The sequence below is a fragment of the Curtobacterium pusillum genome (genome assembly GCF_013359865.1).
In the GTDB taxonomy this organism is placed as follows: domain Bacteria; phylum Actinomycetota; class Actinomycetes; order Actinomycetales; family Microbacteriaceae; genus Curtobacterium; species Curtobacterium pusillum.
Window position 1 is genome coordinate 142244 of sequence record NZ_JABMCE010000086.1, and the last position, 22043, is coordinate 164286.

Genomic DNA, 22043 nt, shown 5'->3' on the forward strand with positions numbered 1-22043 from the left:
ATCGGTACGGTAGGCTTTCATCCGGTCTGAGGGGCTATAGCTCAGGCGGTTAGAGCGCTTCGCTGATAACGAAGAGGTCCAAGGTTCAAGTCCTTGTAGCCCCACCATCTCCCTCCGACGTCCAGTACGCTGAACGTCTCGGGGCCTTAGCTCAGTTGGTAGAGCGCCTGCTTTGCAAGCAGGATGTCAGGAGTTCGATTCTCCTAGGCTCCACTCCACTCTGGACGACCCTGCTGCGGTCGTTCCTCCCTCCGCCGGGTCGTTCCGTCGTGCTTGTCTGCGCCTTCGGCGCTCCGCTCCGCGATGGGGGCGTTCGGTAGGTCGGCGTGCCTCTGCTGGCTTTGTCCGAGGTTCGAAATCTCGGCATCTCGCGACGGGGCCGGTCCGGTTCGTGGGACCTCGGTGGACGTGAGCGGCGGGTTGTGGTGCCTCGCGGGGGGGGGGCGGGGGCGGACTGGAGGCGCGGCGCGCGGCTGGCGCGCGCCTCCCGGCCGGCGGGGCGAGACGCCGTGATCGCAGTATCTGGGGCCCTCGGTGCCACTGCGCGGCGTGTTGTGCGAACTCGGCGGATACCCGGTGGCGCGTTGTGTGAGCTCGCGTTCGCGGGAGCGCGGCGGGACGACGAAAGGCCCCGGCGGATGCCGGGGCCCTTCGTACGAACCGGGAGGTCAGGCGGCAGGCTTCTCCGCCGTGTCGGCGTCGTCCGCGACCCAGAGGTCGTCGTCGGCGCGCAGCGTCTGGTACGCCGCGTACGCGGCACCCGCGACGGCGACAACGCCGACCACGATGAGCGCGACCCCGCCGAACCCGATGCCCTTCTTCTTCTGCGCCGCGGCCGAGAAGTGCTTGGCCGCCGCCTTCTTGGCGTTCTTGCCCTTGCTGCCCTTCTTCTGGGCGTCCTTCACGATCTTCTGGACCCGGGGGTCCTTCGCGAGGTCGACCACGCTCAGCACCGAGCCAGCGGTGGACACCAGGCCCGGGACCACCTCGGACTGGAAGCGGTGCGAAGCGTTCTGCGCGGCACTCGTCGCAGCGTGCACGCCCGTGGCGACAACCGGCCGGATGCCGTTGTCGATCGCGTTCTGCACTCGCGGAGCGATGTCCTTGCGGGCGGCGTCCGCAGCGTTGGACCGGGCCTCCGCCAAGATCGCGTTCGCGTGCTCGAGGACCTTGCGCTGCTCGCCGAGGAGCGAGGCGGTCTGGCCCTTGAGCTTCTTGATCTGCTTCCGACGCTTGCGCGGGATCTCGATCGTCGTCATCTGGTACCTCCATCGGATCGGCGTGGCTCCCATCCTGCCACCCGACCGCCTGACAGGTCACGGAGCCTCACCTGTGGGATCCGTCTGACCATCAGTAGTACATGCGAGAATCGGAACATGTCTCTGCACACCGCTGTCGCAACGATCCACACGAACAAGGGCGACATCCGCGTCAACCTGTTCGGCAACCACGCCCCCAAGACCGTCAAGAACTTCGTCGACCTCGCGACGGGCAAGCAGGAGTGGACGCACCCCGGCACCGGCAAGGTCTCGACCGACAAGCTCTACGACGGTGTCATCTTCCACCGCATCATCAAGGACTTCATGATCCAGGGCGGCGACCCGCTCGGCCAGGGCATCGGCGGCCCGGGCTACCGCTTCGACGACGAGATCTCCCCGGAGCTCACCTTCCAGAACCCGTACATCTTCGCCATGGCCAATGCCGGCATCCAGGGTGGCCGCGGTACGAACGGCTCGCAGTTCTTCATCACCACGGTGGCGACGCCGTGGCTGCAGGGCAAGCACACCATCTTCGGCGAGGTCGCGGACGACGAGTCCCGCGCCGTCGTCGACGCGATCGAGGGCGTTGCCACCGACGGCCGTGACAAGCCGCTCGAGGACGTCGTCATCCAGAGCATCGACGTCGAGGACGTCTGAGCCACCACGTGAGCAACCCGGCGTACGACTCCTCCAACACCTGCTACCGACACCCCGACCGGCAGAGCTTCGTGCTGTGCCAGCGGTGCGGGCGGACGATCTGCCCGGAGTGCCAGACGCCGGCAGCGGTGGGGGTGCACTGCCCGGAGTGCGTGCGTGAGCAGCGCGCGCAGTACTCGGCGAACCGTCGAGCGGCCGGAGGCCCCAGCGGGCTGACGGTCGCCCGGCGGCGCTTCGCCATGCTCGACCAGAAGGCGACGGTGGTCATCATCGTCGTCTCGGTCGTGCTCTGGCTGCTGAACACGCTGAGCGGCGGGTACGTCAACGCGTGGCTCAGCTACTACACACCCCTGGTCGGAACCCAGCCGTGGCGCCTCGTCACGGGACTGTTCGTGCACTCGTCCTTCCTCCACATCCTGTTCAACATGTGGGCGGTGTGGATCTTCGGGCGGATACTCGAGAACATCCTCGGGACCTGGCGTTTCCTCGCGCTGTACTTCCTCGCGGGACTCGGCGGTGACCTCGCCGTCTCGTGGCTGAGCCCGGGAACCCAGGTCGTCGGCGCCTCCGGGGCGATCTTCGGCCTGTTCGCGGCCTTCTTCGTGATCCAGCGCAGCCTCGGGTACAACGCGGTGCAGCTGCTGGTCGTCATGGGCTTGAACCTCCTCGTGGGCTTCCTGCCCGGCACCGCGATCTCGTGGCAGGCGCACGTCGGCGGGATCGTGCTCGGGTTCATCACGGGGTTCGTGTACTCGAAGACCCGGAACGTCCGGCAGCGCGGGCTCCAGGCCGGGCTGCTGATCGCGGAGGCGGTCGTCGTGATCGCGGCGATCTACGCTGCGTACGCGGGTCTCCAGGTCGGCATCGGGATTTGACGCTCCCCGGTCCGCAGGGCCCCGTCGCGTGAGCGGCGGGGCCTTCGTCGTCGCCCCGGCCGGCGCTGTCGACAGGTGTGGCTTTCCACATGTGCACGAGCGAGTTGTCCACAGCTGTGGAGAAAGCGGTGAGTTACACGGGTGTGATTATCCCCATTGTGGACTCAGCTGTGGATAACTCCGGGGCGGAGGTGTGGATGGTGCTGTGGAGAGTGTGGACAAGTGTGGAGAACGGGCAGTCAGCTGGGGACAGCGCGGATTCCGCCCGCCAGACCTTGTGGAGAACGGCGGAACGACGAAGCCCGTCGTACCTTCCGGTACGACGGGCTTCGGGGATGCGCCGGGGCTACCGCCAGCGCGTGGTCATGAGGAAGCCGGCGAACATGATGCCGAAGCCGATGAGGATGTTCCACGACCCGAGGGACGGCACGGGCAGCGTCGTGTTCGAGATGTAGAAGACGATCACCCAGGCGAGGCCGACGAGCATGAAGCCGAACATGACCGGCTTGAACCACACGGGGTTCGGCTGGTCCCCCGCAGTGTCGACCGAGTCGGCTCGGGTCGTCCGGGCGGGCTTGGTGCGGTCCTTGTCCTTGGCCATGGCCGGTATCCTACCGTCAACACGTGTGTGGGAGGACTCTCAGACCGCTGCACACATCCCCCACGAGTACGGTGAACCGACCATGACCAAGATCCTCGTCGTCGACAACTACGACAGCTTCGTCTACACGCTGAACGGCTACGTGCAGCAGCTCGGCGCGGAGACCGACGTGGTCCGGAACGACGCCTTCCCCGCCGCCGAGATCGCCGAGCGCATCGCCGACTACGACGGTGTGCTGCTCTCTCCCGGCCCGGGTACCCCATCCGACGCCGGCGTCTCGATCGAGACCGTCCACGCAGCGATCGCGGCCGACAAGCCACTCCTCGGCGTGTGCCTCGGGCACCAGGCGATCGCCGAGGCTCTGGGCGCCACGGTGACCCACGCCGAGGAACTCATGCACGGCAAGACCTCCCAGGTCGACCACGACGACAGCCCCCTCTTCGCCGGCGTCCCGCACCCGTTCACGGCCACCCGCTACCACTCTCTCGCGATCGTCGACGGCACCGTCCCGGATGAACTCACCGTGACCGCGCGGACCGGTGGCGGCGTGATCATGGGCGTGCAGCACCGCGAACACCCCGTCTACGGCGTGCAGTTCCACCCCGAGTCCGTGCTCACCGAGGGCGGTTACCGCATGGTGGGCAACTGGCTCGAGACGACAGGTCTCGCCGGCGCTGCTGACCGGGCCGCCGGACTGAACCCGCTCATCGCGGGCCACCGCGCCTGATCCCGGGGCCGGCCGTCGGCACGTCGTGACGGTGCTCGGGGTGGTGGGTCGTGCCTCCAGGCGGCTTCCGTGCGCGACGTGACGGCTCTCCGGACAGGAGGCGCTGCTCAGCCCCGCCAGCAGGCGACCGTCAGGGCGCGGTCAGGTCAATGACCGTCGTCGCCGCCGTCGTTGCCACCGTCGTTGCCACCGTTGTCGTCTCCGCCGGAGGCGGGCTGCGTGGGCTGGGACGAAGCTGCGCAGTACGTGAGCACGACCGTGCTGCCCTGGGCGATGTCGCCGGCCGGGGCGCTCTGCTGCGACACGGTACCGCCGGTGCACGAGTAGGAGGGTGCGGGCGTGACCTTGAGTCCGAGGCCGGCGAGGGTCGCGTTGGCGGTCGCGAACGGCTGCTGGGTGACGTTCGGGAGTTCGACCTTGCCGTTCGACACCGTCAGGTTCACCACGGTGCCCTTGGCGTGCTGCGACGCGGCCGCGGGGTCCGTGCTCATGACGGTCCCCTCGGGGACGTCCGGCGAGTAGTCGGAGTTGATCGCGCCGAGGGTGAACCCGGCGTCCTTCAGGGTCTTCTCCGCAGCATCCTGCGCCTGACCGGCGAGGTCCGGGACCGCGACCTGCTCGGGACCGAGCGACACGACCACGCGGACGTTCTGACTGCGCCCGACGTTGGTGCCGGACCCGGGCTCGGTGCGGATGACCGTGCCCTTGTCCACGTCGTCGGAGTTCTCCTCGACCTTGACCGGCACGAGGTCGCGCTTCTCGAGCGCCGATGCGGCCGAGTCGTACGTCGCGCCGACGACGTTCGGCACGCTGACCGACGACGACACCGGCGGCTTGCCCGGCTGCAGGTTCGCGACGAAGAACACGACCGCGACGATGACCGCTGCCGTGAGGATGATCCCGACCCAGATCCACGCCACGGGTGGGCGGTTCTGGGTGCGCTGCGGGCGGTGCTCGGCGGTGTCGTCCTCGAGCTCGCGGAACGCGACGGCCGGGTTCGACGTCGTGCGCGGGTTCACCCCGAAGAGGACGGTCGAGGCGTCGTTCGCCGAGTGCTGCTGGAGCTTGCGGGTCGACGCGGGCACGTGGCCTGCCGCGGCCTGCTGCAACTCCGTGCGGAACTCGGCAGCGTTCTGGTACCGGCGCGTGCGGTCCTTGACGAGGGCGTGGAGCGTCACCGCGTCGAGCGCGGGAGAGACCCCGGGCGAGAGGGTCGACGGTGCGACCGGCTGCTCGCTGACGTGCTGGTACGCGACCGCGACGGGGGTGTCGCCGAGGAACGGCGGACGGCCGGTGAGGAGCTCGAACAGGACGACACCGGTCGAGTAGACGTCGGTACGGGCATCGACGGTCTCGCCGCGCGCCTGCTCCGGGGAGAAGTAGGAAGCGGTGCCGAGGATCGAGGTGGTCTGCGCGACCGTGGCCGAGGTGTCGGTGATGGCCCGGGCGATCCCGAAGTCCATCACCTTGACCTGGCCGGAGTGGGTCACCATGACGTTCGCGGGCTTGATGTCGCGGTGCACGACCCCGGCGCGGTGCGAGTACTCGAGCGCGGTGAGGATGCCCTCGGTGATGCGCACGGCTTCGTCCGGGGCGACTGGACCATCGCCGATGATGTCGGAGAGCGGACGGCCCTCGACGTACTCCATGACGATGAAGGGCACCTGCACCTCGGCGCCCGAGGTCTCGGTGACGGTCTCCTCGCCGGCGTCGTAGACGCGGACGATGGTCGGGTGCGCCATGCGCGCGGCCGCCTGGGCTTCCTGCCGGAAGCGCGTTCGGAACGCCGGGTCGTTCGCGAGGCTCGGCTTCAGCAGCTTCACCGCGACCTTGCGTCCGAGCCGCGTGTCGTTGCCCAGATGCACAGTGGCCATGCCGCCCCGGCCGATGACGTCACCGATCTCGTAGCGGTTGGCGAGGAGGGTGATCCCCGCGGTCACACCTTCTGGCACGTACTCCTCCGAATGTCCGTCCGGGCTAGTGTACGGCAGGCGTTGCTGGTGAGATGCTGGCTACGGGGGCTCCGACCCAACCGTTACGCAACGGTGTCGCGAGTCCCCGTCCGGGGGACGTTCAGTTGTCGTCCTGCGGGCCCTGGCTCGGGTTGTTGCCGTCGGTCGGGTCCGTGGTCGGCTCGTCGGTCGCCTGCCAGGTGTCGCTCGTGGCGGCCTCGGACGCGGCCGACGCGGGGAGGTTCCCGCAGGTCACGGTGTAGCTCAGCGAGGCGGCCTTGCCGGCCGCGTCGATCTGCACGGGGACCGAGCGGTGGTCGGCGTCGAGCGTCCCCGAGGTCTTGCTCGAGGCGTCCTTGCCACCCGTGATCGTGTACGCGTACGAGGCCACCGTGTAGCCGGTCGGGCACGTCGCGGCAGCCCAGGTGAAGGTCACCTGGCCGTCAGCGGACACCGTTCCCGGCGACGCCGAGTTGGGCTGGTTCACGGTCGGCTGCTCCGTGTACCGCTGGATCACGACGACCGAACCCACGGCGAGACTGCCGGTCGGGCTGATCGACTCGACCGTGTTCGCCTTGTCGGCGCTGGGGGCGGTGTCGCCGTCCTCCACCTGGGGCGTGAGTCCCGCCTGCGACAGCTTCGCCTGGGCATCGGCGACCGAGAGTCCCACGTAGTCCGCCGCGTTCACGAGGACACGTGTCTCCGTGGGTGTCGCGCTCGGCGTGGGCGTGTGCGAGCGCGTGGCCTTCGCGGACGACGGCGACGCGGAGGGCTCGGGCGAACCGTTCCCGTCGAGGGCGAAGGCCGCGATGAGCGCGGCGATGGCGAGCACGACGATGCCGCCGACGAGCCACCAGATCCACGCGCGCTTCTTCTTCGGCTCCTCGTCCTCGCTCGCGACCGGCGAGCCCGGGGTCCCCGGACCGCCGGCGACGACACCGGCCGACGTGCCGATGAGCGCGGTCGCGGCGTCGTTCCCCTGCGCCTGCGGGGGGTTGAACGCCACGGTGCCGCCGGCCGCCGCGATGGCCGGCACGGCGACGGTCGCCGCCGCGACGTCCCCGCGGCGGAGTGCCTGTGCCGCGCGGGCCAGGTTCGCAGCGGTGGCCGGACGATCGGCGGGCTTCTTCGCGATGCACGACATCACGAGGGCGGACACCGGCTCCGGGATGTCCCCGGGGAGCGCGGGCGGCTGCTCGTTGATGTGTGCCATCGCGATCGCGACCTGCGACTCGCCGGTGAAGGGTCGGCGACCCGCCAGGCACTCGTACGCGACGATGCCGAGCGAGTAGATGTCCGTCGACGGCGACGCCGGGTGTCCGCTCGCCTGCTCCGGCGAGAGGTACTGCACGGTGCCCATGACCTGCCCGGTCGCGGTGAGCGGGACCTGGTCGGCGATGCGCGCGATGCCGAAGTCGGTGATCTTGACGCGGCCGTCCGGCGTGATGAGCAGGTTGCCGGGCTTGATGTCGCGGTGCACGAGGCCCACGGCGTGCGCGGCCTGCAGGGCGTTCGCGGTCTGCGCGACGATGTCGAGCACCTTGTCGACCGGGAGCGTGTGCTCCCGCTCGATCATCGTCGAGAGCGCCTCGCCGGGGACGAGCTCCATCACGAGGTAGGCGCTGCCGTCCTCCTCGCCGTAGTCGAACACGTTGGCGATGCCCTCGTGGTTGACGAGCGCAGCGTGACGGGCCTCGGCGCGGAAGCGCTCGAGGAAGCCCGGGTCGCCGAGGTACTCGTCCTTCAGGATCTTGAGTGCGACGGTCCGGCCGATGACGAGGTCGGTGGCCTGCCACACCTCTCCCATGCCGCCGATGGCGACTCGGGACGAGAGCTGGTACCGCCCACCGAAGGTGAGTCCGCTGGTGGGTCTCATTTGTTCAGCACCGCCTCCATGACTTTCTTCGCGACCGGGGCCGCGACCGTGTTGCCGACTCCGGACTGCCCGAGTCCGCCGCCGTTCCCGACGACGACCGCGACGGCCACCTCGGGGTCCTTCGCCGGGGCGAAGCCCGTGAACCACAGCGTGTAGGGGTCGCCCGTGCCGCCCTCCGCCGTACCCGTCTTCCCTGCGACGTCGACACCGTCGATCTTGGCATTGGTGCCGGTCCCGGAGCTGACGACGCTCTGCATGGCCTCGGTGAGGTCGCTCGCCTCGGACGGTGAGAGCGGGTTGCTGTACTGCTTCGGGGAGAAGGACTCGACCGTCTTCAGGTCGCTCGTGGTGATCGAGTCGACCAGCGAGGGCTGCATGACCTTGCCGTCGTTCGCGATGCCGGCCGACACCATGGCCATCTGCAGCGGGGAGACCCGGACGCTCGCCTGGCCGAACGAGCTCAGCATGAGCTGCGCGGTCGAGTCGACGTCGGGGTACTGGCTGGCCGTGGCGCGCATGGGCACCTCGATCGCGTCGCCGAAGCCGTACTTGTCCGCCATGCTCTTGATCGCGTCGTACCCGAGCTTCTGCCCGAGCTCCGCGAACGGGATGTTGCACGAGTACTGGATCGCCGTGCGGAGCTTCACGGTGTCGCCGCCCCCGCAGGAGCCGCCCTCGGCGTTGTTGATGTACGTGCTGGTACCGGGGAGCTGCAGGCGCGACGGGTTCGGGAACTCGGAGTCGAGGTTGTACTTGCCGCCCTCGAGCGCCGCCGACGCGACGATGAGCTTGAAGACCGATCCCGGCGTGTAGAGGTCGCCGCCGATCGCCCGGTTCTGCAGCGGCTTCGCGGCGTTCGACTCGAGCGACTTGTACTGGTCGATGACGTTCTGCGTGTCGTGCGACGTCAGCGAGTTCGGGTCGTAGCCCTGCTTCGACACCATCGCGAGGATCTTGCCGGTCTTCGGCTGGATCGCGACGACCGCGCCGGTGTTGTCGCCGAGGGCGTCGTACGCGGCCTGCTGCACGTCCGGGTCGATGGTCAGGTTGACGTTGTCGCCCTGGACGTCCTGGCCGGTGAGGATCGCGTTGAGGTTCTGGAAGAACGAGGCGTCCGAGTTGCCGGAGAGAACGGTGTTCTCGGCGCTCTCGATGCCGGCGTTGCCCTGCCCGATCGTGAAGTACCCGGTGACGGCCGAGTACAGGTCGCCGTTCGTGTACTTCCGCTGGTACTGGTACTGGTCGTCCACCGGGGTCGACTCGGCGATCGGACTGCCGTTCACGAGGATCGCGCCGCGCTTCGTGGAGTAGCTGGCGAGGATCGTCCGGGAGTTCCGGGAGTCGGCGCGGAGCGAGTCCGCCGAGAAGAACTGGATCGAGGTCGTCGACACGAAGAGCGCGACGAACATGAGCACGATGACGGTCGAGACACCGCGGAGCTGTCGGTTCACCGGCTGCGCTCCTTCCTGGTCGTACCGCGACCGCGCGCTGCGGGGATCGCACCCTGCTGCACGCGCTGTTCGGGAGGGATGGCGTCGGTCAGCCGCAGCAGCATCGCAGCGATGATCCAGTTGGCGATGAGGGACGAACCGCCCGCCGCCATGAAGGGTGTGGTGAGACCGGTGACGGGGATGACCCGGGTGATGCCGCCGACGACGACGAACACCTGCAGGGCGATCACGAAGCCGAAACCGACGCCGAGCAGCTTGCCGAAGTCGTCCTGCGCCATGAACCCGACGCGGAGGCCGCGGGACGCCAGGATGATGAACAGGGCCAGGATCGCGAAGACGCCGATGAGCCCGAGCTCCTCGCCGAGCGAGGCGATGATGTAGTCCGCGTTCGCGACCGGGGTGATGTACGGGCGCCCCTGGCCGAGACCGGTGCCGGTGATCCCGCCGTTCGCGAAGCCGAAGAGCCCCTGGACGAGCTGGTAGCTGCCCTGCGTCTGCCGCGCGAAGATCTCCTGGTTGAACGGGTCGAGCCACTGCTCGAAGCGTCCGTGCACGTAGACGAGCGCGTTGGCCGCGATCACCGCGCCGCCGACGAACAGCACGAGTCCGATGAGCACCCAGCTGAGCCGGCCGGTCGCGACGTAGAGCATCACGAGGAACAGCCCGAAGTACAGCAGCGCGGTGCCGAGGTCGCGCTGGAAGACCAGCACGCTCATCGCGGCGCCCCACATCACGAGGATCGGGCCGAGGTCGCGGGCGCGCGGGAACGTCATCCCCAGGAACTTCCGGCCGACGATCGACAGCGAGTCCCGGGCGGTGACGAGGTACCCGGCGAAGAACAGCGCCATGGTGATCTTCGCGAGCTCACCCGGCTGGAACGAGAACGGGCCGATCTTGATCCAGACCCGCGCGCCGCCGACGTTCTCGCCGATGCCCGGCAGCATCGGCAGCAGGAGCAGCGCGATCGTCAGGAACATGAAGATGTAGCGGTACCGCTGCAGGAAGCGGTGGTTCCGGACGACGGAGACCGTGATGATCGCCAGGACCATCGCGAGCATCGTCCAGACGATCTGCTTCACGCCGATCGCCGACCACCCGGACAGGCCGTTGTGGATGTCGATCCGGTAGATCTCGGCGATGCCGATGCCGTTCAGGACGAGTGCCACCGGGAGGACGAAGGGGTCCGCGTTCTTCGCCACGATCCGCAGCACGACGTGCATGACGAGCGCCAGCCCGAGGATCCCCGAGCCGACCCACAGCACCGAGGTGTCGAACAGACGCCCCTTCGTGCCGAGCTGCACGAGGACCATCGCGCCGGCGCAGATGCCGCACGCGATGACGAGCAGCACGAGCTCGAGGTTCCGGGCGCGCGCGGGCTCCCGCAGCTTGATCGTGATCGCCTGCGTGAAGGACTGGGCCGTGGCGTTGCTCATCGCTTCGCCCCGTGCGACGAGGACGGCGTCGGCGACCCGGTCGGCGTCGGCGACGCCGACGAACCGGCGTCACCACCCGTGCCGGCCTGGTCCTGGCCCGTCTCGGCGGCCTTCCGGAGCCGGTCGACGATGTCGCGCGCGTCGTCGAGGGACTGCGCGTTGATGGTCGACCGGACGTTCTCCCGCGTGTAGTCCGGCAGCGACGACACGGTGATGTCGGTGTCCTCGTACACGTCGGACAGCGCGATCGGTCCGATGGACTGCTGCACGCCCTTGTAGATCGCGACGGTGCCGCGGTCGGTGCCGACGTAGTAGTGGTCCTGGATGATCCGCCAGCCGAGGAAGACCGCACCGACGAGGGCGGCGATCGCCACGACGAGGGCGATCGTCCACGAGATGCGACGGCGGATCCGGCGACGGCGGTCCTCGGCGATGAGCTCGGCGAAGAACTGGTCGGACTCGGGCTCGAAGTGCGAGTCCTCGGGCGCCGTCGTGACCTTGAGCGGGTGCAGCAGGATCGTGGGGAGGCGGATCGGTTTGCGGCCGGTCGACGCCTCGAAGGTCAGGGGTGCCGCGGCGGAACCGACCGTGGTCGCCGCGTCGTCGTCGTCGGCGGGCTCGGTGTCCGTGACGTCCATCACCACGACGGTCACGTTGTCGGGCGCGCCGTGGTCGAGCGTCTCCTTCACGAGGCGCTGCGTGACCTGGTTCGCGTCCATGTTCGACGCGAGCGCGTGCCGGATGCGCTCCTCGGCGAGGTACGACGAGAGGCCGTCGGAGCAGAGCAGCCAGCGGTCGCCCGGCTGGATGTCCATGATGGCGGTGTCGACCTCGGGCGCGGCGTCGACGTCGCCGAGCACGCGCATGAGCACCGAGCGCCGGGGGTGGACGGCGGCCTCTTCCGGGGTGATGCGTCCGCTGTCCACGAGGCGCTGCACGAACGTGTGGTCCGACGTGATCTGCTGCAGCTCGCCGTCCCGGTGGCGGTAGATCCGCGAGTCGCCGATGTGTGCGATCGCGACCTGGTCGCCGACCCGGATCATCGCGGACACGGTCGTGCCCATGCCGGTGAGTTCCTGGTGCTCGAACACCGTCTCGGTGATCAGCTGGTTCGCCGCGATGAGCGCCGACTGCAGCGCGAACTCCGCGTCGTGCGCCGACGGGAACTCGCGGTCGACCTCACGGATGCGGCGGATGGCGATCGCCGAGGCGACGTCACCGCCGGCGTGCCCGCCCATGCCGTCCGCGACCGCGAACAGGTGCTGCCCGGCGTAGCCGGAGTCCTGGTTGTTCGCGCGGATGCGTCCGACGTGGGACACAGCGGCGCTCAGCGTGCGAGCCGTCATCCGGGGCTACCGCCGCAGCTCGAACGTCGTCGTCCCGATCGTGATCGGCGTCCGCTCCGCGACGGTCACGGGAGCGGTCACCTTCTGACCGTTGACGAACGTGCCGTTCGTGGACTCGAGGTCGGTGAGGAGCCAGCCGTCGGCGCGCAGGTCGAGGCGGGCGTGGTTCGTCGAGGTGTAGTCGTCGCGGATGACGACGTTGGACTCGCTGGAACGGCCGATCGTGATCGGTCCGCCGCCGAGCGGCATCTCCATGCCCTCGCGCGATCCCTCGGTGATCACGAGGCGGGTGGCCACCGGCGCGGCGGACTGCTGCGCGCCTCCAGGCTGACCGATGACGTCCGTGAAGGCACCGGCCGATGCCGGGGCCGGTGCCGCTGCTGCCGGCACTGCGGGGGTCGTCGGGCCGGACGCGCCGGCCTTCGGATCGGTCGGGATGGTGCGCACGCGTTGCCCGAACAGGTCGCTCCGCAGGGCGAAGACGATCACGAACACGAACAGCCACAGCACCGCGAGGAACGCGAAGCGCAGGACGAGCAGGGTCAGCCCTGTGGTCACCTGACACCTCCGTCGTTCTCGGGGATCACCCGGAACACCATACGGGTACGACCGATCTCGATCGTGGAATCCGGCTCGACGATGGCCTGCTGGAAGCGCTCGCCGTTCAGTTTCGACCCGTTCGTCGACCCGAGGTCGTTGGCCTGGGCGTGCTTGCCGTCCCAGATCACCTCGACGTGCTTCCGGCTCGTGCCGGTGTCCGCGACGGTGATGTCGGCGTCCGTCCCGCGACCGATGACGGTCCGTCCGCGCTGCAGCTTGTGCCGCTGCGACCCGATGTCGAGGACGGCGATCCAGGAGACGTCCCGCTGCACCGTCGTCGAGTCGATCTGCAGGATGCCGGTCGAGAGCGTGCCGTCCTGCTGGAGCCGGATCGTGACCGGCCCGGAGAAGGAGTAGTTCTGCGCGACGGCGTGCTGCTGCACCCTCTGCGAGAGCTCGTCGATGAGCGGCCGCCCGACATCGTTCATGCGGGTGAAGTCCGGCGGAGCGAGCCGCACCGTGAACTCGTTCGGCACGAGGATGCGCTCGCGGGACACGACCGCAGCCTTCGTGTCGAGCTCGCGGCGGAGTGCGCTCGAGATCTCGACGGGCTGCACGCCGGAGCGGAAGGTCTTCGCGAACGCGCCGTTCACGGCGCGCTCCAGCCCTCGCTCGAAGCTGTCCAACAGGCCCATGGGTCTCCAGTGTTCTCGGTCGTCGACCTCTGCATGGTAGTGGTTGGCGTCTGGCACCGTCTGTGCATGGTAGTGTTCCAGGGCTGGCGCGAGTGGCGGAATTGGTAGACGCGCACGGTTCAGGTCCGTGTGCTGGAAACGGCGTGGGGGTTCAAGTCCCCCCTCGCGCACCAGAGGTTGTTCGGATGTCTCCCGATCGTGATCGGAGAACCGGACAGCAGAGAAGAGGGCCCTCGTCCGGAAGGACGGGGGCCCTCTTCCCGTCTGTGGGCCCTTCCGGTGATCGCTGACGAGGAGCCACGGCGCTCTGCTATCGTCGCTCTGCCTGAACCAAGGGGGTCGTCCGTCGCGCGAGTTCGCCGGACGGCTCGTGCATCGCCCCGATCGGTGTCACCCCCGCGTCCTTCGGTTCGCACCCCTCGTGCCACTCGCCGTGCGGCTTCCCGCCGGAGCACGATCCGTGTCGTCCGAAGGAGTCCCCCGTGGGCACTGCCATGCCTGGAACCCGCCGCCCCCTCCGCGGCCACCCGACCGCCACCCTGATCGCCGTGTGCTTCGGCTTGTTCATGGTCGGCCTCGACGCCACCGTCGTCTCGATCGCGAACCCCGCGATCGCCGCCGATCTCGGCACGACGTTCAGCCAACTGCAGTGGGTCACGAACGCGTACCTGCTCGCCCTCGCCGTGTTCCTCATCCTCGGCGGCAAGCTCGGTGACCGCTTCGGTCGACGCCGCATGTACTTGATCGGGATCGTCGCGTTCGCCGTCACGTCGGTCGCGATCGGACTCGTCGGCACCGCTTCCGGTGTCGTCGTGTTCCGCGCCCTGCAGGGTCTCAGCGCGGCGTTGCTCATGCCGCAGACCCTGGCGCTGCTGCGCGCCACGTTCCCGAAGGAGCGGTTCGCTCTCGCCGTCGGCGTCTGGGGAGGCGCGTCCTCGGTCGCCATCGCCGCCGGACCGATCGTCGCCGGCATCCTGATCGCACGGCTCGGATGGGAGTCCGTCTTCTTCGTCAACGCCCCCATCGCCGTCATCGGCGTGGTGCTCGGTGCCCTGGTACTGCAGGAGTCGACGGCTCCGCACCGTGGACGCTTCGACGTGATCGGCGTGGTGCTCCTGGCGCTCGGTCTGTTCGGCATCGTCCTCGCCGTCGTGCAGTCCGAGTCGTGGGGCTGGACGAGCCCGCTCACACTCGGCGTCCTCCTGGGAGGACTGGTGCTGCTCGTGGTGTTCATCGTCGTCGAGCTCCGTGTCACCGCGCCGCTGCTGCCGATGTCGCTGTTCCGTTCGTCCTCGGTGTCCATCGGCGGCCTGGCCGTCGGCGCGAACTTCTTCGCGATGCTCGGCGTCACGTTCTTCCTGTCGCTCTACATGCTCAACCTGCGAGGCGCGACCGGACTCGAAGCCGGTCTGATGCAGCTCCCGCTGAGCGGCGTGTCGATCGTCGCGTCGCCGATCGGTGCTGCACTGGTGCGCCGATGGGGTGTCCGTCGGATCCTCACGGTCGGCCTGCTCATGATCGGGGCAGCGCTGTTCGCGCTGACGGGGACGACCCAGGATTCGCCGTACATCGGGATGGCGATCCCGTTCGTCGTCTTCGCCCTCGGCGCCGGCTTCACGATGACGGCCGGGGCGGAGGCGGTCGTCGGAGGAGCGCCGGTCCACCTCGCCGGTGTCGCCGGCGGTTTCCAGGCGACGTCGCTGCAGTTGGGCGGTGCGCTGGGCACCTCGGTGCTGTCCGCCGTCGTCAGCGCTGGAGTGCTCTCCGGAACTGCGGGCCTCGGCCTCGACACCGCCGCGCGACAGGGCCTCGCGCAGGGCATCGTGCCGTCTCACCTCGGCGCGGCCGGTGCGCGCGTCGCACGCGATGCCTTCCTCGGAGGTCTCCACACCTCGTTCATCGTCGCCGGCGTCGTCGCGGTCGTGGTGGCGCTGTTGGCGGCATTGCTCGTGCGGCCCGAACCACGAGCCGGTCAGGAGATCACGAGCGCCGAGTCGTCGAGTCCGACGGAGCGGGCGATCGTCGAGCGGACCAACCCCTCGCGCGCCGGGCGGTCGAGGTAGCCCACGAGGGCGTACCCGTTCGTGGCGTCGACGAGCGCGAACAGCAGCCGGCCGACCTCCTCGGGGTCGTCGGTCCGCATCACCCCCGCGCGGACACCGTCGACGACCACCTCGGTCGCGAGCGACTGCCAGTCGTCCATGACGTCCCGCGCCGCCGCGGCGAGCACGGTGTTCGTCCGGCCGAGGCTCCACGCGTCGGCCCAGAGCGCGGCGACGTCGTCGCGGGCAGGGTCGGCGATGCAGGACAGCAGTGTGGCGAGCCGTGCGACCGGATCCGTCGCGGCGCCCACGATGGCCCGCACGTCCGCGACCTCGGCGCTCGCGACGGTGCGGAAGGTACCGCCGACCAGGTCCTCCATGCTCGGCCGGTAGTGCGCCACGAGGGACGGTGCGACGCCGATCGCGCCGGCGACCCCGCGGAGCGTGACGGCCGCGAGTCCCTCCGTCCGGGCGACCTCGATCGCGGCGGCGGCGATCTGGGACTCCCGTTCGGCCGGGCTGAGGCGCCGGCGGGCCGGTGTCGTCGGCACGTTCCCAGCGTAGGCGTGTCTCAGGCGCCCTCGACGACGAACGCCGCCCAGAGGTCGGCCCGGGTGGCGAAGACAGACAGGTCCCGTTCCAGCAGACGCCCAGCGTGTTCGACCCGTGCGCGGGCCGTGTGGCGGTGGATGCCGAGCGCCTGCGCGGTCCGGTCGTACTCGCAGTTCTGCGCCAGCCACTCCCGGACGGTGCGGGTGAGCTCGGTGCCGGCGCTGCGGTCGTGGTCGAGCAGGGGTGCGAGGAAGGCACGGGCGACGGCGCCGGCATCGACGTCCACGTGGGCGAGGTGTGCGAGGACCCCTTCGCGGGCGAGGTCGCCGAACTCGGTGATGCCGGGGCGTCCCTCGCGCCGGCGGTCGAGCGCCTGCACCGCCTCGGTGCGGGCGCGCCCGAAGTACCGGTACGAGGCCCCGTCGGAGAGTCCGGCGTGCAGGTCGTACCGCGTGACGAGTTCCTCCACGACCGCGGTGTCGTCCGCGCCGACGCAGAGGAACAGCGCGTCGTCGACGGCGAAGAAGAGGTGTCCGGGACGGTCCTGGACCCACAGTTCGAGCAGGTCGACGATGGTGTCGAGGTCCTGGTCGGGGACGTCGACGGCCGCGATCCGTACCGGCTCCGACGGGAGCGGCCCCCACACCTCGCGCGAGGTGGAGTCCACGACGGCGGGGTCGCCCACGGACAGCATCGTGAGCAGGCCGGTGCGCAGCAGACCACGGGCTCGAGCGAGCTCGCGGTTCTGCTGCAGCGCGAGACCGGCGAGGGCGATCACGGCCGTGACGACCTCGCGTCCGGCGCGGTCGAGCGCACCGCCGTTCGCGATGGCGAGCACCCCGATGAGGTGTCCGCCGCTCCCGAGCGTCTGCAGCGTGAACCCGGTGCGGTGTTCGGTGGTGACGGGCAGACTGGCCCGCTGTCCGGCCCGGAGGAGTCGCAGCGACTCCGTGCGGAGCAGCTCCAGGTCTTCCGGCGGGATCCCGTCGGCCGGGTGGACGCGGTCGAGTCGTCCGGAGACGTCGAAGAGCCCGACCCACCCGTCGAGCTGCCGGGACAGTTCGGCGATCGTGGCGCCGAGGCCGTCCGGACGCATCGCGGCGAGGGAGATCGCCCGCTGTGCCGACAGGGCCCAGGCGTTCCGCGCGTTGGCGTCCCGGGCGACGGCGTCCGCGTTCGCCTGGGCGACGGCGATGAAGGACGTCTCGTACGGGACCTCGAAGAGCGGGAGACCCTGGGCCGCGCACGCGTCGACGAGCTGCGCCGGTGTGCCGGCGCGGACCACCTGGGTGCCGAAGCCGAGCGCGACGACCCCGCGATGCCGGAGTCGTGCGACGTAGTCGGTGGCGACCGCCTCCGTCACCTCGGTGTCGACGCCGAACTGGGTGCCCGTCGTGAGCAGCCCCTGTCCGTCGGCCAGGAACGGAGTCGGGTCCTCGAGGTCCGAGCTGTGCAGCCAGGACAGTGGTTCGTCGAGGGCGGCGGCCTCGGCACCGGTCAGCAGTCGGAGGTGCAGGTCGGCGCGGTGCAGCAGGGAACGCAGGGTCGCGGGCATGGAGGAACCTTATCCGCAGAGTCGATCACCACCCCGTCCGATGTACACGGTGGACAGTGGGGGCTGCGCTCCGACGCTCCTACCATCGCCGCATGTCCTCCACCGCTGCACCCTCGATCAGCGCCGCTGCGGGCGGCCCCGCGCTTCCCCAGGAACGGCGGCTCGTCACGGCCGTCCCCGGCCCGCGCTCCCGCGAGCTGTTCGAACGGAAGTCCGCCGCCGTGGCCGCCGGTGTCGGCGTGGCCGTCCCGATCGCCGTCGTGGCCGCCGGGGGCGGTGTGGTCGTCGACGCGGACGGCAACTCCTTCGTCGACCTCGGCTCCGGGATCGCCGTGACGAGCGTCGGCAACGCGCACCCCGGCGTGGTCGCCGCCGTGCAGGAGCAGGTCGCGGCCTTCACCCACACGTGCTTCACGATCGCCGCCTACGACGGGTACGTGGCGGTCGCCGAGGCGCTCAACCGGCTCACCCCGGGCGACCACGAGAAGCGGACCGCCCTGTTCAACTCCGGTGCCGAGGCCGTCGAGAACGCGGTGAAGATCGCCCGCAAGCACACCGGTCGGCAGGCCGTCGTGGTGTTCGACCACGCCTACCACGGGCGGACGAACCTCACGATGGCACTCACCGCGAAGAACCAGCCGTACAAGAACGGCTTCGGTCCCTTCGCCCCCGAGGTCTACCGCGTCCCGATGTCCTACCCGTACCGCGACGGTCTGTCAGGCCCCGAGGCGGCGAAGCGCGCGATCACGCAGATCGAGAAGCAGGTCGGCGCCGAGAACACCGCCGCCGTGCTCATCGAGCCGATCCAGGGTGAGGGCGGCTTCGTCGAGCCCGCCCCGGGCTTCCTCGCCGCCCTGTCGGAGTGGACCACGGCGAACGGCGTCGTCTTCATCGCGGACGAGGTGCAGACGGGCTTCGCCCGCACGGGCGCGATGTTCGCGAGCGAGCACGAGGGGATCGTGCCGGATGTCGTCACCACGGCGAAGGGCATGGCCGGTGGCCTCCCGCTGTCCGCGGTGACCGGCCGAGCCGACATCATGGACTCCGTCCACGCGGGCGGCCTCGGCGGTACCTACGGCGGGAACCCCGTCGCGTGCGCCGCCGCGCTCGCCGCGATCGAGGCGTTCGAGCACGACGGGCTGATCGATCGTGCCGCGGCGATCGGTGCGGTCCTGCTCGGCCGACTCCGCGCGGCCCAGACCGCCGATCCGAGGATCGGCAACGTCCGGGGCCGCGGGGCGATGGTCGCGATCGAACTCGTCGACCCCGTCACCGGCGAACCGGACGCGGCGCTCACCGGCAGCATCGTCCGGTACGCGTACGAGCACGGCGTGATCGCCCTGACCGCGGGCACGTACGGCAACGTGGTGCGCTTCCTGCCCCCGCTCGCAATCAGTGACGACCTGCTCCGTGAGGGCCTCGACGTCGTCCTGGAAGGACTGGCCGCAGCATGACCACCCAGACGACCGCGGCGACCACCCCGACCACCCCGACCGCCCCGGCGACCGCGGCGACCGCCACCGCGACCACGGCCACCCGCGCCGCCGCCGCCGCGTGGCCCACCGTCCCCGACGCGACCGGACCCGCCGCCGAGCAGGCCGTCCTCGACCGCGTCCCCACGGGCCTCCTGATCGACGGGACCTGGCGGTCGGCGGCCGACGACGCCACGTTCCCCGTCGTCGACCCGGCCACCGGCGAGACGCTCCTGCGGGTCGCCGATGCAACCCCCGAAGACGGTGTCCGTGCGCTGGCCGCCGCCGACGCAGCACGAGCGGGCTGGGCACGCACGGCACCGCGGCAGCGCGCCGAGGTCCTGCGCCGTGCGTTCGACCTGCTGCAGGACCGCCGCGAGGACTTCGCGCTCCTCATGACGCTGGAGATGGGCAAGCCCCTCGCCGAGGCCCGCGGCGAGGTCGCGTACGGCGGCGAGTTCCTCCGCTGGTTCTCCGAGGAGGCCGTGCGCATCGGCGGCTCCTACAGCACGAACCCCGAGGGCACCGGCCGCGCGGTCGTCACCCACAAGCCGGTCGGTCCCGCGTTCCTCATCACCCCGTGGAACTTCCCGCTCGCGATGGCGACCCGCAAGATCGCCCCCGCGCTCGCCGCCGGGTGCACCGTCGTCGTGAAGCCCGCAGAGCTCACCCCGCTCACCACACTGCTGTTCGCCGACCTGCTGCTCGAGGCCGGAGTGCCGGCGGGGGTCGTCAACGTCGTCCCCACCACGAGCGCAGCAGCCCTCTCCGAGCCCGTGATCGGCGACCCGCGCCTGCGGAAGCTGTCCTTCACGGGGTCGACCCCGGTCGGTCGGACACTCCTGCGACAGGCCGCCGGCACCGTGCTCCGGACCAGCATGGAACTCGGCGGCAACGCCCCGTTCCTGGTGTTCGAGGACGCGGACCTCGAGCTCGCCGTCGAGGGGGCCCTGCTCGCCAAGTTCCGGAACACCGGGCAGGCCTGCACCGCGGCGAACCGGTTCCTCGTGCACGAGGACGTCGCCGAGGAGTTCGCGCGTCGGATCACCGAACGCGTCGCCGCGATGCCGGTCGGCCGCGGCACCGAGGACGGCATCGCCATCGGCCCGCTCATCGACTCCCGCGCCGTCGACAAGGCCCACCGCCTCGTCACCGACGCGCTCCACCGTGGTGCGACCCTCCGGACCGGCGGACACCCCGTCGACGGATCGGGCACGTTCTACGCGCCCACAGTCCTCACCGACGTGCAGCCCGGCAGCGACCTGCTGCGCGACGAGATCTTCGGCCCGGTCCTGGCGATCCGGACCTTCCGCACCGAGGACGAGGCCGTGACGGCGGCGAACGACACCGAGTACGGTCTCGTCGGCTACGCCTTCACCGAGGACCCGGCCCGCGGACAGCGCCTCATGGAGCGGCTCGAGACGGGCATGCTGGGACTCAACACCGGCGTCGTGTCGAACGCGTCCGCGCCGTTCGGCGGCGTGAAGCAGTCCGGCCTCGGGCGCGAGGGCGGTGGCGAGGGCATCGCCGAGTACCTCGAGACCATGTACACGCTGACCCCGGACCCGTTCCGGGAGCGACGGACGCCCGCCAGCAGGACCAACGAAGGAGCAGCACGATGATCGAGAGAGACGTCGTCATCATCGGAGCCGGCGTGACCGGCCTGACCGCCGCGAACCGCCTGGTCGCCGAGGGGAAGAGCGTCGCCGTGCTCGAGGCCCGGGACCGGGTCGGCGGCCGCACGTGGACGAACGACATCGAGGGCGTCACGCTCGAGATCGGCGGCCAATGGGTCTCCCCGGACCAGACCGCGCTGCTGGAGACCCTCGACGAGCTCGGTCTCGAGACGTACGACCGCTACCGCGAGGGATCGAGCGTCTACATCGATGAGCACGGCACCCGCACCGAGTACACCGGTGACATCTTCCCGCTGCCCGAGGCCAGCGCCGCCGAGATCGAACGCCTCGTCACCGTCGTCGACGAGTACGTCGCGAAGGTCGACCCGGCACGCCCGTGGGAGACACCCGGCGCCGCCGCGCTCGACGAGACGTCGTTCCGGGCCTGGCTCCACACGCTCAGCGACGACCGGGTCGCGACCGACAACGTCGAGCTGTTCATCGCGGGCGCCATGCTGACGAAGCCCGCGCACGCGTTCTCCGCCCTGCAGGCCCTGCTGATGGCCGCGTCCGCCGGGAGCTTCACCAACCTCGTCGACGCGGACTTCATCCTCGACAAGCGCGTCGTCGGCGGGATGCAGCAGGTCTCCCAGCGGCTCGCAGCACGCCTGGGCGATGACGTCCACCTCAACGCACCGGTGCGCACCCTGTGCTGGGACGACGAGGGCGTCGTGGCGCTCGCCGACGGTGGGATCGAGGTGCGCGCCCGGCAGGCGCTCGTGGCCGTCCCGCCGCCCCTCTACTCACGCATCTCCTACGAGCCGCCGCTGCCGCGCCGTCAGCACCAGCTGCACCAGCACCTGTCGATGGGGTTCGTCATCAAGGTGCACGCCGTCTACGACCGGCCGTTCTGGCGTGGCGCCGGACTGTCGGGCACCGCGTTCAGCCCGTACGAGCTCGTGCACGAGGCGTACGACAACACGTCGTACGGCGAGGAGCAGGGCACCCTCGTCGGGTTCGTCTCCGACGTGCACGCCGACGACGCCTTCGCGCTGTCCGCCGAGGAGCGCAAGGCCCGGGTCCTCGCCTCGCTCGCGCACTACTACGGCGACGAGGCGCTCCGGCCCGTCGTCTACTACGAGAGCGACTGGGGCACCGAGGAGTGGACCCGCGGTGCGTACGCGGCGAGCTTCGACCTCGGCGGCCTCGTCCGGTACGGCGCCGACCAGCGTGCGGCCGTCGGTCCGATCCGGTTCGCGTCGAGCGACCTGGCCGGGCACGGGTACCAGCACGTGGACGGGGCGGTCCGGATGGGCCGCGAAGCGGCCGCGGAGATCCTCGCCGCGCTGCCGCAGCCGGCGGTGCAGTAGACCCGCACCCGAGACGGACTGGAG

At 70.1% G+C, this 22043-nt stretch carries 18 protein-coding genes and 3 tRNA genes; 10 read left to right on the forward strand and 11 right to left on the reverse strand.

Annotated features, from left to right (window positions below; genetic code table 11):
- Positions 1-30: 30 nt before the first annotated feature.
- Positions 31-107 (forward strand) — tRNA-Ile (locus HP507_RS16965).
- Between the two features lie 33 nt (positions 108-140).
- A tRNA-Ala gene (locus HP507_RS16970) sits at positions 141-213 on the forward strand.
- 455 nt (positions 214-668) lie between these two features.
- Here HP507_RS16970 and HP507_RS16975 read toward each other — a convergent pair.
- Entirely contained in the window at positions 669-1259 is a 591-nt protein-coding gene (locus HP507_RS16975) for a hypothetical protein (protein ID WP_175352973.1), read from the reverse strand.
- Positions 1260-1376: 117 nt separating this feature from the next.
- Here HP507_RS16975 and HP507_RS16980 point away from each other — a divergent pair, with 117 nt between their 5' ends.
- On the forward strand, positions 1377-1916 hold the full coding sequence (locus tag HP507_RS16980) for a peptidylprolyl isomerase (protein WP_175352974.1): 540 nt from the start codon (positions 1377-1379) through the stop codon (positions 1914-1916).
- A gap of 8 nt (positions 1917-1924) precedes the next feature.
- Complete coding sequence (locus HP507_RS16985; protein WP_175352975.1) at positions 1925-2791, forward strand: rhomboid family intramembrane serine protease; 867 nt, start codon at positions 1925-1927, stop codon at positions 2789-2791.
- A 346-nt stretch (positions 2792-3137) separates the two neighbouring features.
- Here HP507_RS16985 and HP507_RS16990 read toward each other — a convergent pair whose 3' ends face one another.
- The gene (locus tag HP507_RS16990) at positions 3138-3392 is read right to left on the reverse strand and encodes a cell division protein CrgA (RefSeq protein WP_175352976.1); all 255 of its coding nucleotides are present in this window, start codon (positions 3390-3392) and stop codon (positions 3138-3140) included.
- A gap of 82 nt (positions 3393-3474) precedes the next feature.
- Between HP507_RS16990 and HP507_RS16995 the strand changes: the two genes are divergently transcribed.
- Positions 3475-4119 (forward strand): anthranilate synthase component II, encoded by a 645-nt coding sequence (locus HP507_RS16995; protein ID WP_175352977.1) that lies wholly within the window; start codon positions 3475-3477, stop codon positions 4117-4119.
- Between the two features lie 146 nt (positions 4120-4265).
- On the opposite strand, the gene pknB is transcribed toward HP507_RS16995, so the two are convergent.
- The 7 genes from pknB to HP507_RS17030 form a co-directional block, all read right to left on the reverse strand.
- Positions 4266-6071 carry a Stk1 family PASTA domain-containing Ser/Thr kinase gene (gene pknB, locus HP507_RS17000; RefSeq protein WP_271207353.1) on the reverse strand — a complete coding sequence of 602 codons (1806 nt, stop codon included), beginning with the start codon at positions 6069-6071 and terminating at the stop codon, positions 4266-4268.
- 121 nt (positions 6072-6192) lie between these two features.
- Entirely contained in the window at positions 6193-7947 is a 1755-nt protein-coding gene (locus HP507_RS17005) for a serine/threonine-protein kinase (RefSeq protein WP_175352978.1), read from the reverse strand.
- On the reverse strand, positions 7944-9398 hold the full coding sequence (locus HP507_RS17010) for a peptidoglycan D,D-transpeptidase FtsI family protein (RefSeq protein WP_175352979.1): 1455 nt from the start codon (positions 9396-9398) through the stop codon (positions 7944-7946). The genes HP507_RS17005 and HP507_RS17010 overlap by 4 nt, the downstream gene beginning before the upstream one ends.
- Positions 9395-10831 (reverse strand): FtsW/RodA/SpoVE family cell cycle protein, encoded by a 1437-nt coding sequence (locus HP507_RS17015; RefSeq protein ID WP_175352980.1) that lies wholly within the window; start codon positions 10829-10831, stop codon positions 9395-9397. Before HP507_RS17015 ends, HP507_RS17010 begins: the two co-directional genes overlap by 4 nt.
- Positions 10828-12177, reverse strand: a complete 1350-nt coding sequence (locus HP507_RS17020) for a Stp1/IreP family PP2C-type Ser/Thr phosphatase (protein ID WP_175352981.1) — start codon at positions 12175-12177, stop codon at positions 10828-10830. The genes HP507_RS17015 and HP507_RS17020 overlap by 4 nt, the downstream gene beginning before the upstream one ends.
- A 6-nt stretch (positions 12178-12183) precedes the next feature.
- Positions 12184-12735 carry an FHA domain-containing protein FhaB/FipA gene (locus HP507_RS17025; RefSeq protein WP_175352982.1) on the reverse strand — a complete coding sequence of 184 codons (552 nt, stop codon included), beginning with the start codon at positions 12733-12735 and terminating at the stop codon, positions 12184-12186.
- A complete protein-coding gene (locus tag HP507_RS17030; protein ID WP_175352983.1) occupies positions 12732-13412 on the reverse strand; it encodes an FhaA domain-containing protein in 681 nt (226 codons plus the stop codon). Before HP507_RS17030 ends, HP507_RS17025 begins: the two co-directional genes overlap by 4 nt.
- A gap of 86 nt (positions 13413-13498) precedes the next feature.
- Here HP507_RS17030 and HP507_RS17035 point away from each other — a divergent pair.
- Together HP507_RS17035 and HP507_RS17040 are read left to right on the forward strand one after the other, a co-directional pair.
- A tRNA-Leu gene (locus tag HP507_RS17035) sits at positions 13499-13585 on the forward strand.
- Positions 13586-13894: 309 nt separating this feature from the next.
- On the forward strand, positions 13895-15475 hold the full coding sequence (locus HP507_RS17040) for an MFS transporter (RefSeq protein WP_217508898.1): 1581 nt from the start codon (positions 13895-13897) through the stop codon (positions 15473-15475).
- Here the strand turns inward: HP507_RS17040 and HP507_RS17045 are convergent.
- Both HP507_RS17045 and HP507_RS17050 read right to left on the reverse strand, forming a co-directional pair.
- Positions 15385-16005, reverse strand: coding sequence for a TetR/AcrR family transcriptional regulator (locus HP507_RS17045; RefSeq protein ID WP_175352984.1), 621 nt, complete (start codon positions 16003-16005; stop codon positions 15385-15387). The two genes, HP507_RS17040 and HP507_RS17045, sit on opposite strands and share 91 nt — an antisense overlap.
- 20 nt (positions 16006-16025) lie before the next feature.
- Entirely contained in the window at positions 16026-17561 is a 1536-nt protein-coding gene (locus HP507_RS17050) for a PucR family transcriptional regulator (protein ID WP_175352985.1), read from the reverse strand.
- Between the two features lie 92 nt (positions 17562-17653).
- Here HP507_RS17050 and gabT point away from each other — a divergent pair, with 92 nt between their 5' ends.
- Genes gabT through HP507_RS17065 form a run of 3 tightly spaced genes read left to right on the forward strand, consistent with a single transcriptional unit; the run spans position 17654 to position 22019 of the window.
- Positions 17654-19015: a 4-aminobutyrate--2-oxoglutarate transaminase gene (gabT, locus tag HP507_RS17055; protein ID WP_175352986.1), complete on the forward strand. Its 1362-nt coding sequence runs from the start codon at positions 17654-17656 to the stop codon at positions 19013-19015.
- Positions 19012-20655: an NAD-dependent succinate-semialdehyde dehydrogenase gene (locus tag HP507_RS17060; RefSeq protein WP_175352987.1), complete on the forward strand. Its 1644-nt coding sequence runs from the start codon at positions 19012-19014 to the stop codon at positions 20653-20655. The genes gabT and HP507_RS17060 overlap by 4 nt, the downstream gene beginning before the upstream one ends.
- A complete protein-coding gene (locus HP507_RS17065; protein ID WP_175352988.1) occupies positions 20652-22019 on the forward strand; it encodes a flavin monoamine oxidase family protein in 1368 nt (455 codons plus the stop codon). Before HP507_RS17060 ends, HP507_RS17065 begins: the two co-directional genes overlap by 4 nt.
- Positions 22020-22043 lie beyond the last annotated feature (24 nt).

Excerpts from the sequence above, each read along its gene's own strand:
- gabT (WP_175352986.1), top strand. The coding sequence starts at position 17,654 with ATGTCCTCCACCGCTGCACCCTCGATCAGCGCCGCTGCGGGCGGCCCC.
- HP507_RS16990 (WP_175352976.1), bottom strand. The coding sequence starts at position 3,392 with ATGGCCAAGGACAAGGACCGCACCAAGCCCGCCCGGACGACCCGAGCC.
- HP507_RS17030 (WP_175352983.1), bottom strand. The coding sequence starts at position 13,412 with ATGGGCCTGTTGGACAGCTTCGAGCGAGGGCTGGAGCGCGCCGTGAAC.
- HP507_RS17060 (WP_175352987.1), top strand. The coding sequence starts at position 19,012 with ATGACCACCCAGACGACCGCGGCGACCACCCCGACCACCCCGACCGCC.
- HP507_RS17015 (WP_175352980.1), bottom strand. The coding sequence starts at position 10,831 with ATGAGCAACGCCACGGCCCAGTCCTTCACGCAGGCGATCACGATCAAG.
- HP507_RS17020 (WP_175352981.1), bottom strand. The coding sequence starts at position 12,177 with ATGACGGCTCGCACGCTGAGCGCCGCTGTGTCCCACGTCGGACGCATC.
- HP507_RS16995 (WP_175352977.1), top strand. The coding sequence starts at position 3,475 with ATGACCAAGATCCTCGTCGTCGACAACTACGACAGCTTCGTCTACACG.
- HP507_RS17050 (WP_175352985.1), bottom strand. The coding sequence starts at position 17,561 with ATGCCCGCGACCCTGCGTTCCCTGCTGCACCGCGCCGACCTGCACCTC.
- HP507_RS17065 (WP_175352988.1), top strand. The coding sequence starts at position 20,652 with ATGATCGAGAGAGACGTCGTCATCATCGGAGCCGGCGTGACCGGCCTG.
- HP507_RS17005 (WP_175352978.1), bottom strand. The coding sequence starts at position 7,947 with ATGAGACCCACCAGCGGACTCACCTTCGGTGGGCGGTACCAGCTCTCG.
- HP507_RS16975 (WP_175352973.1), bottom strand. The coding sequence starts at position 1,259 with ATGACGACGATCGAGATCCCGCGCAAGCGTCGGAAGCAGATCAAGAAG.
- HP507_RS16980 (WP_175352974.1), top strand. The coding sequence starts at position 1,377 with ATGTCTCTGCACACCGCTGTCGCAACGATCCACACGAACAAGGGCGAC.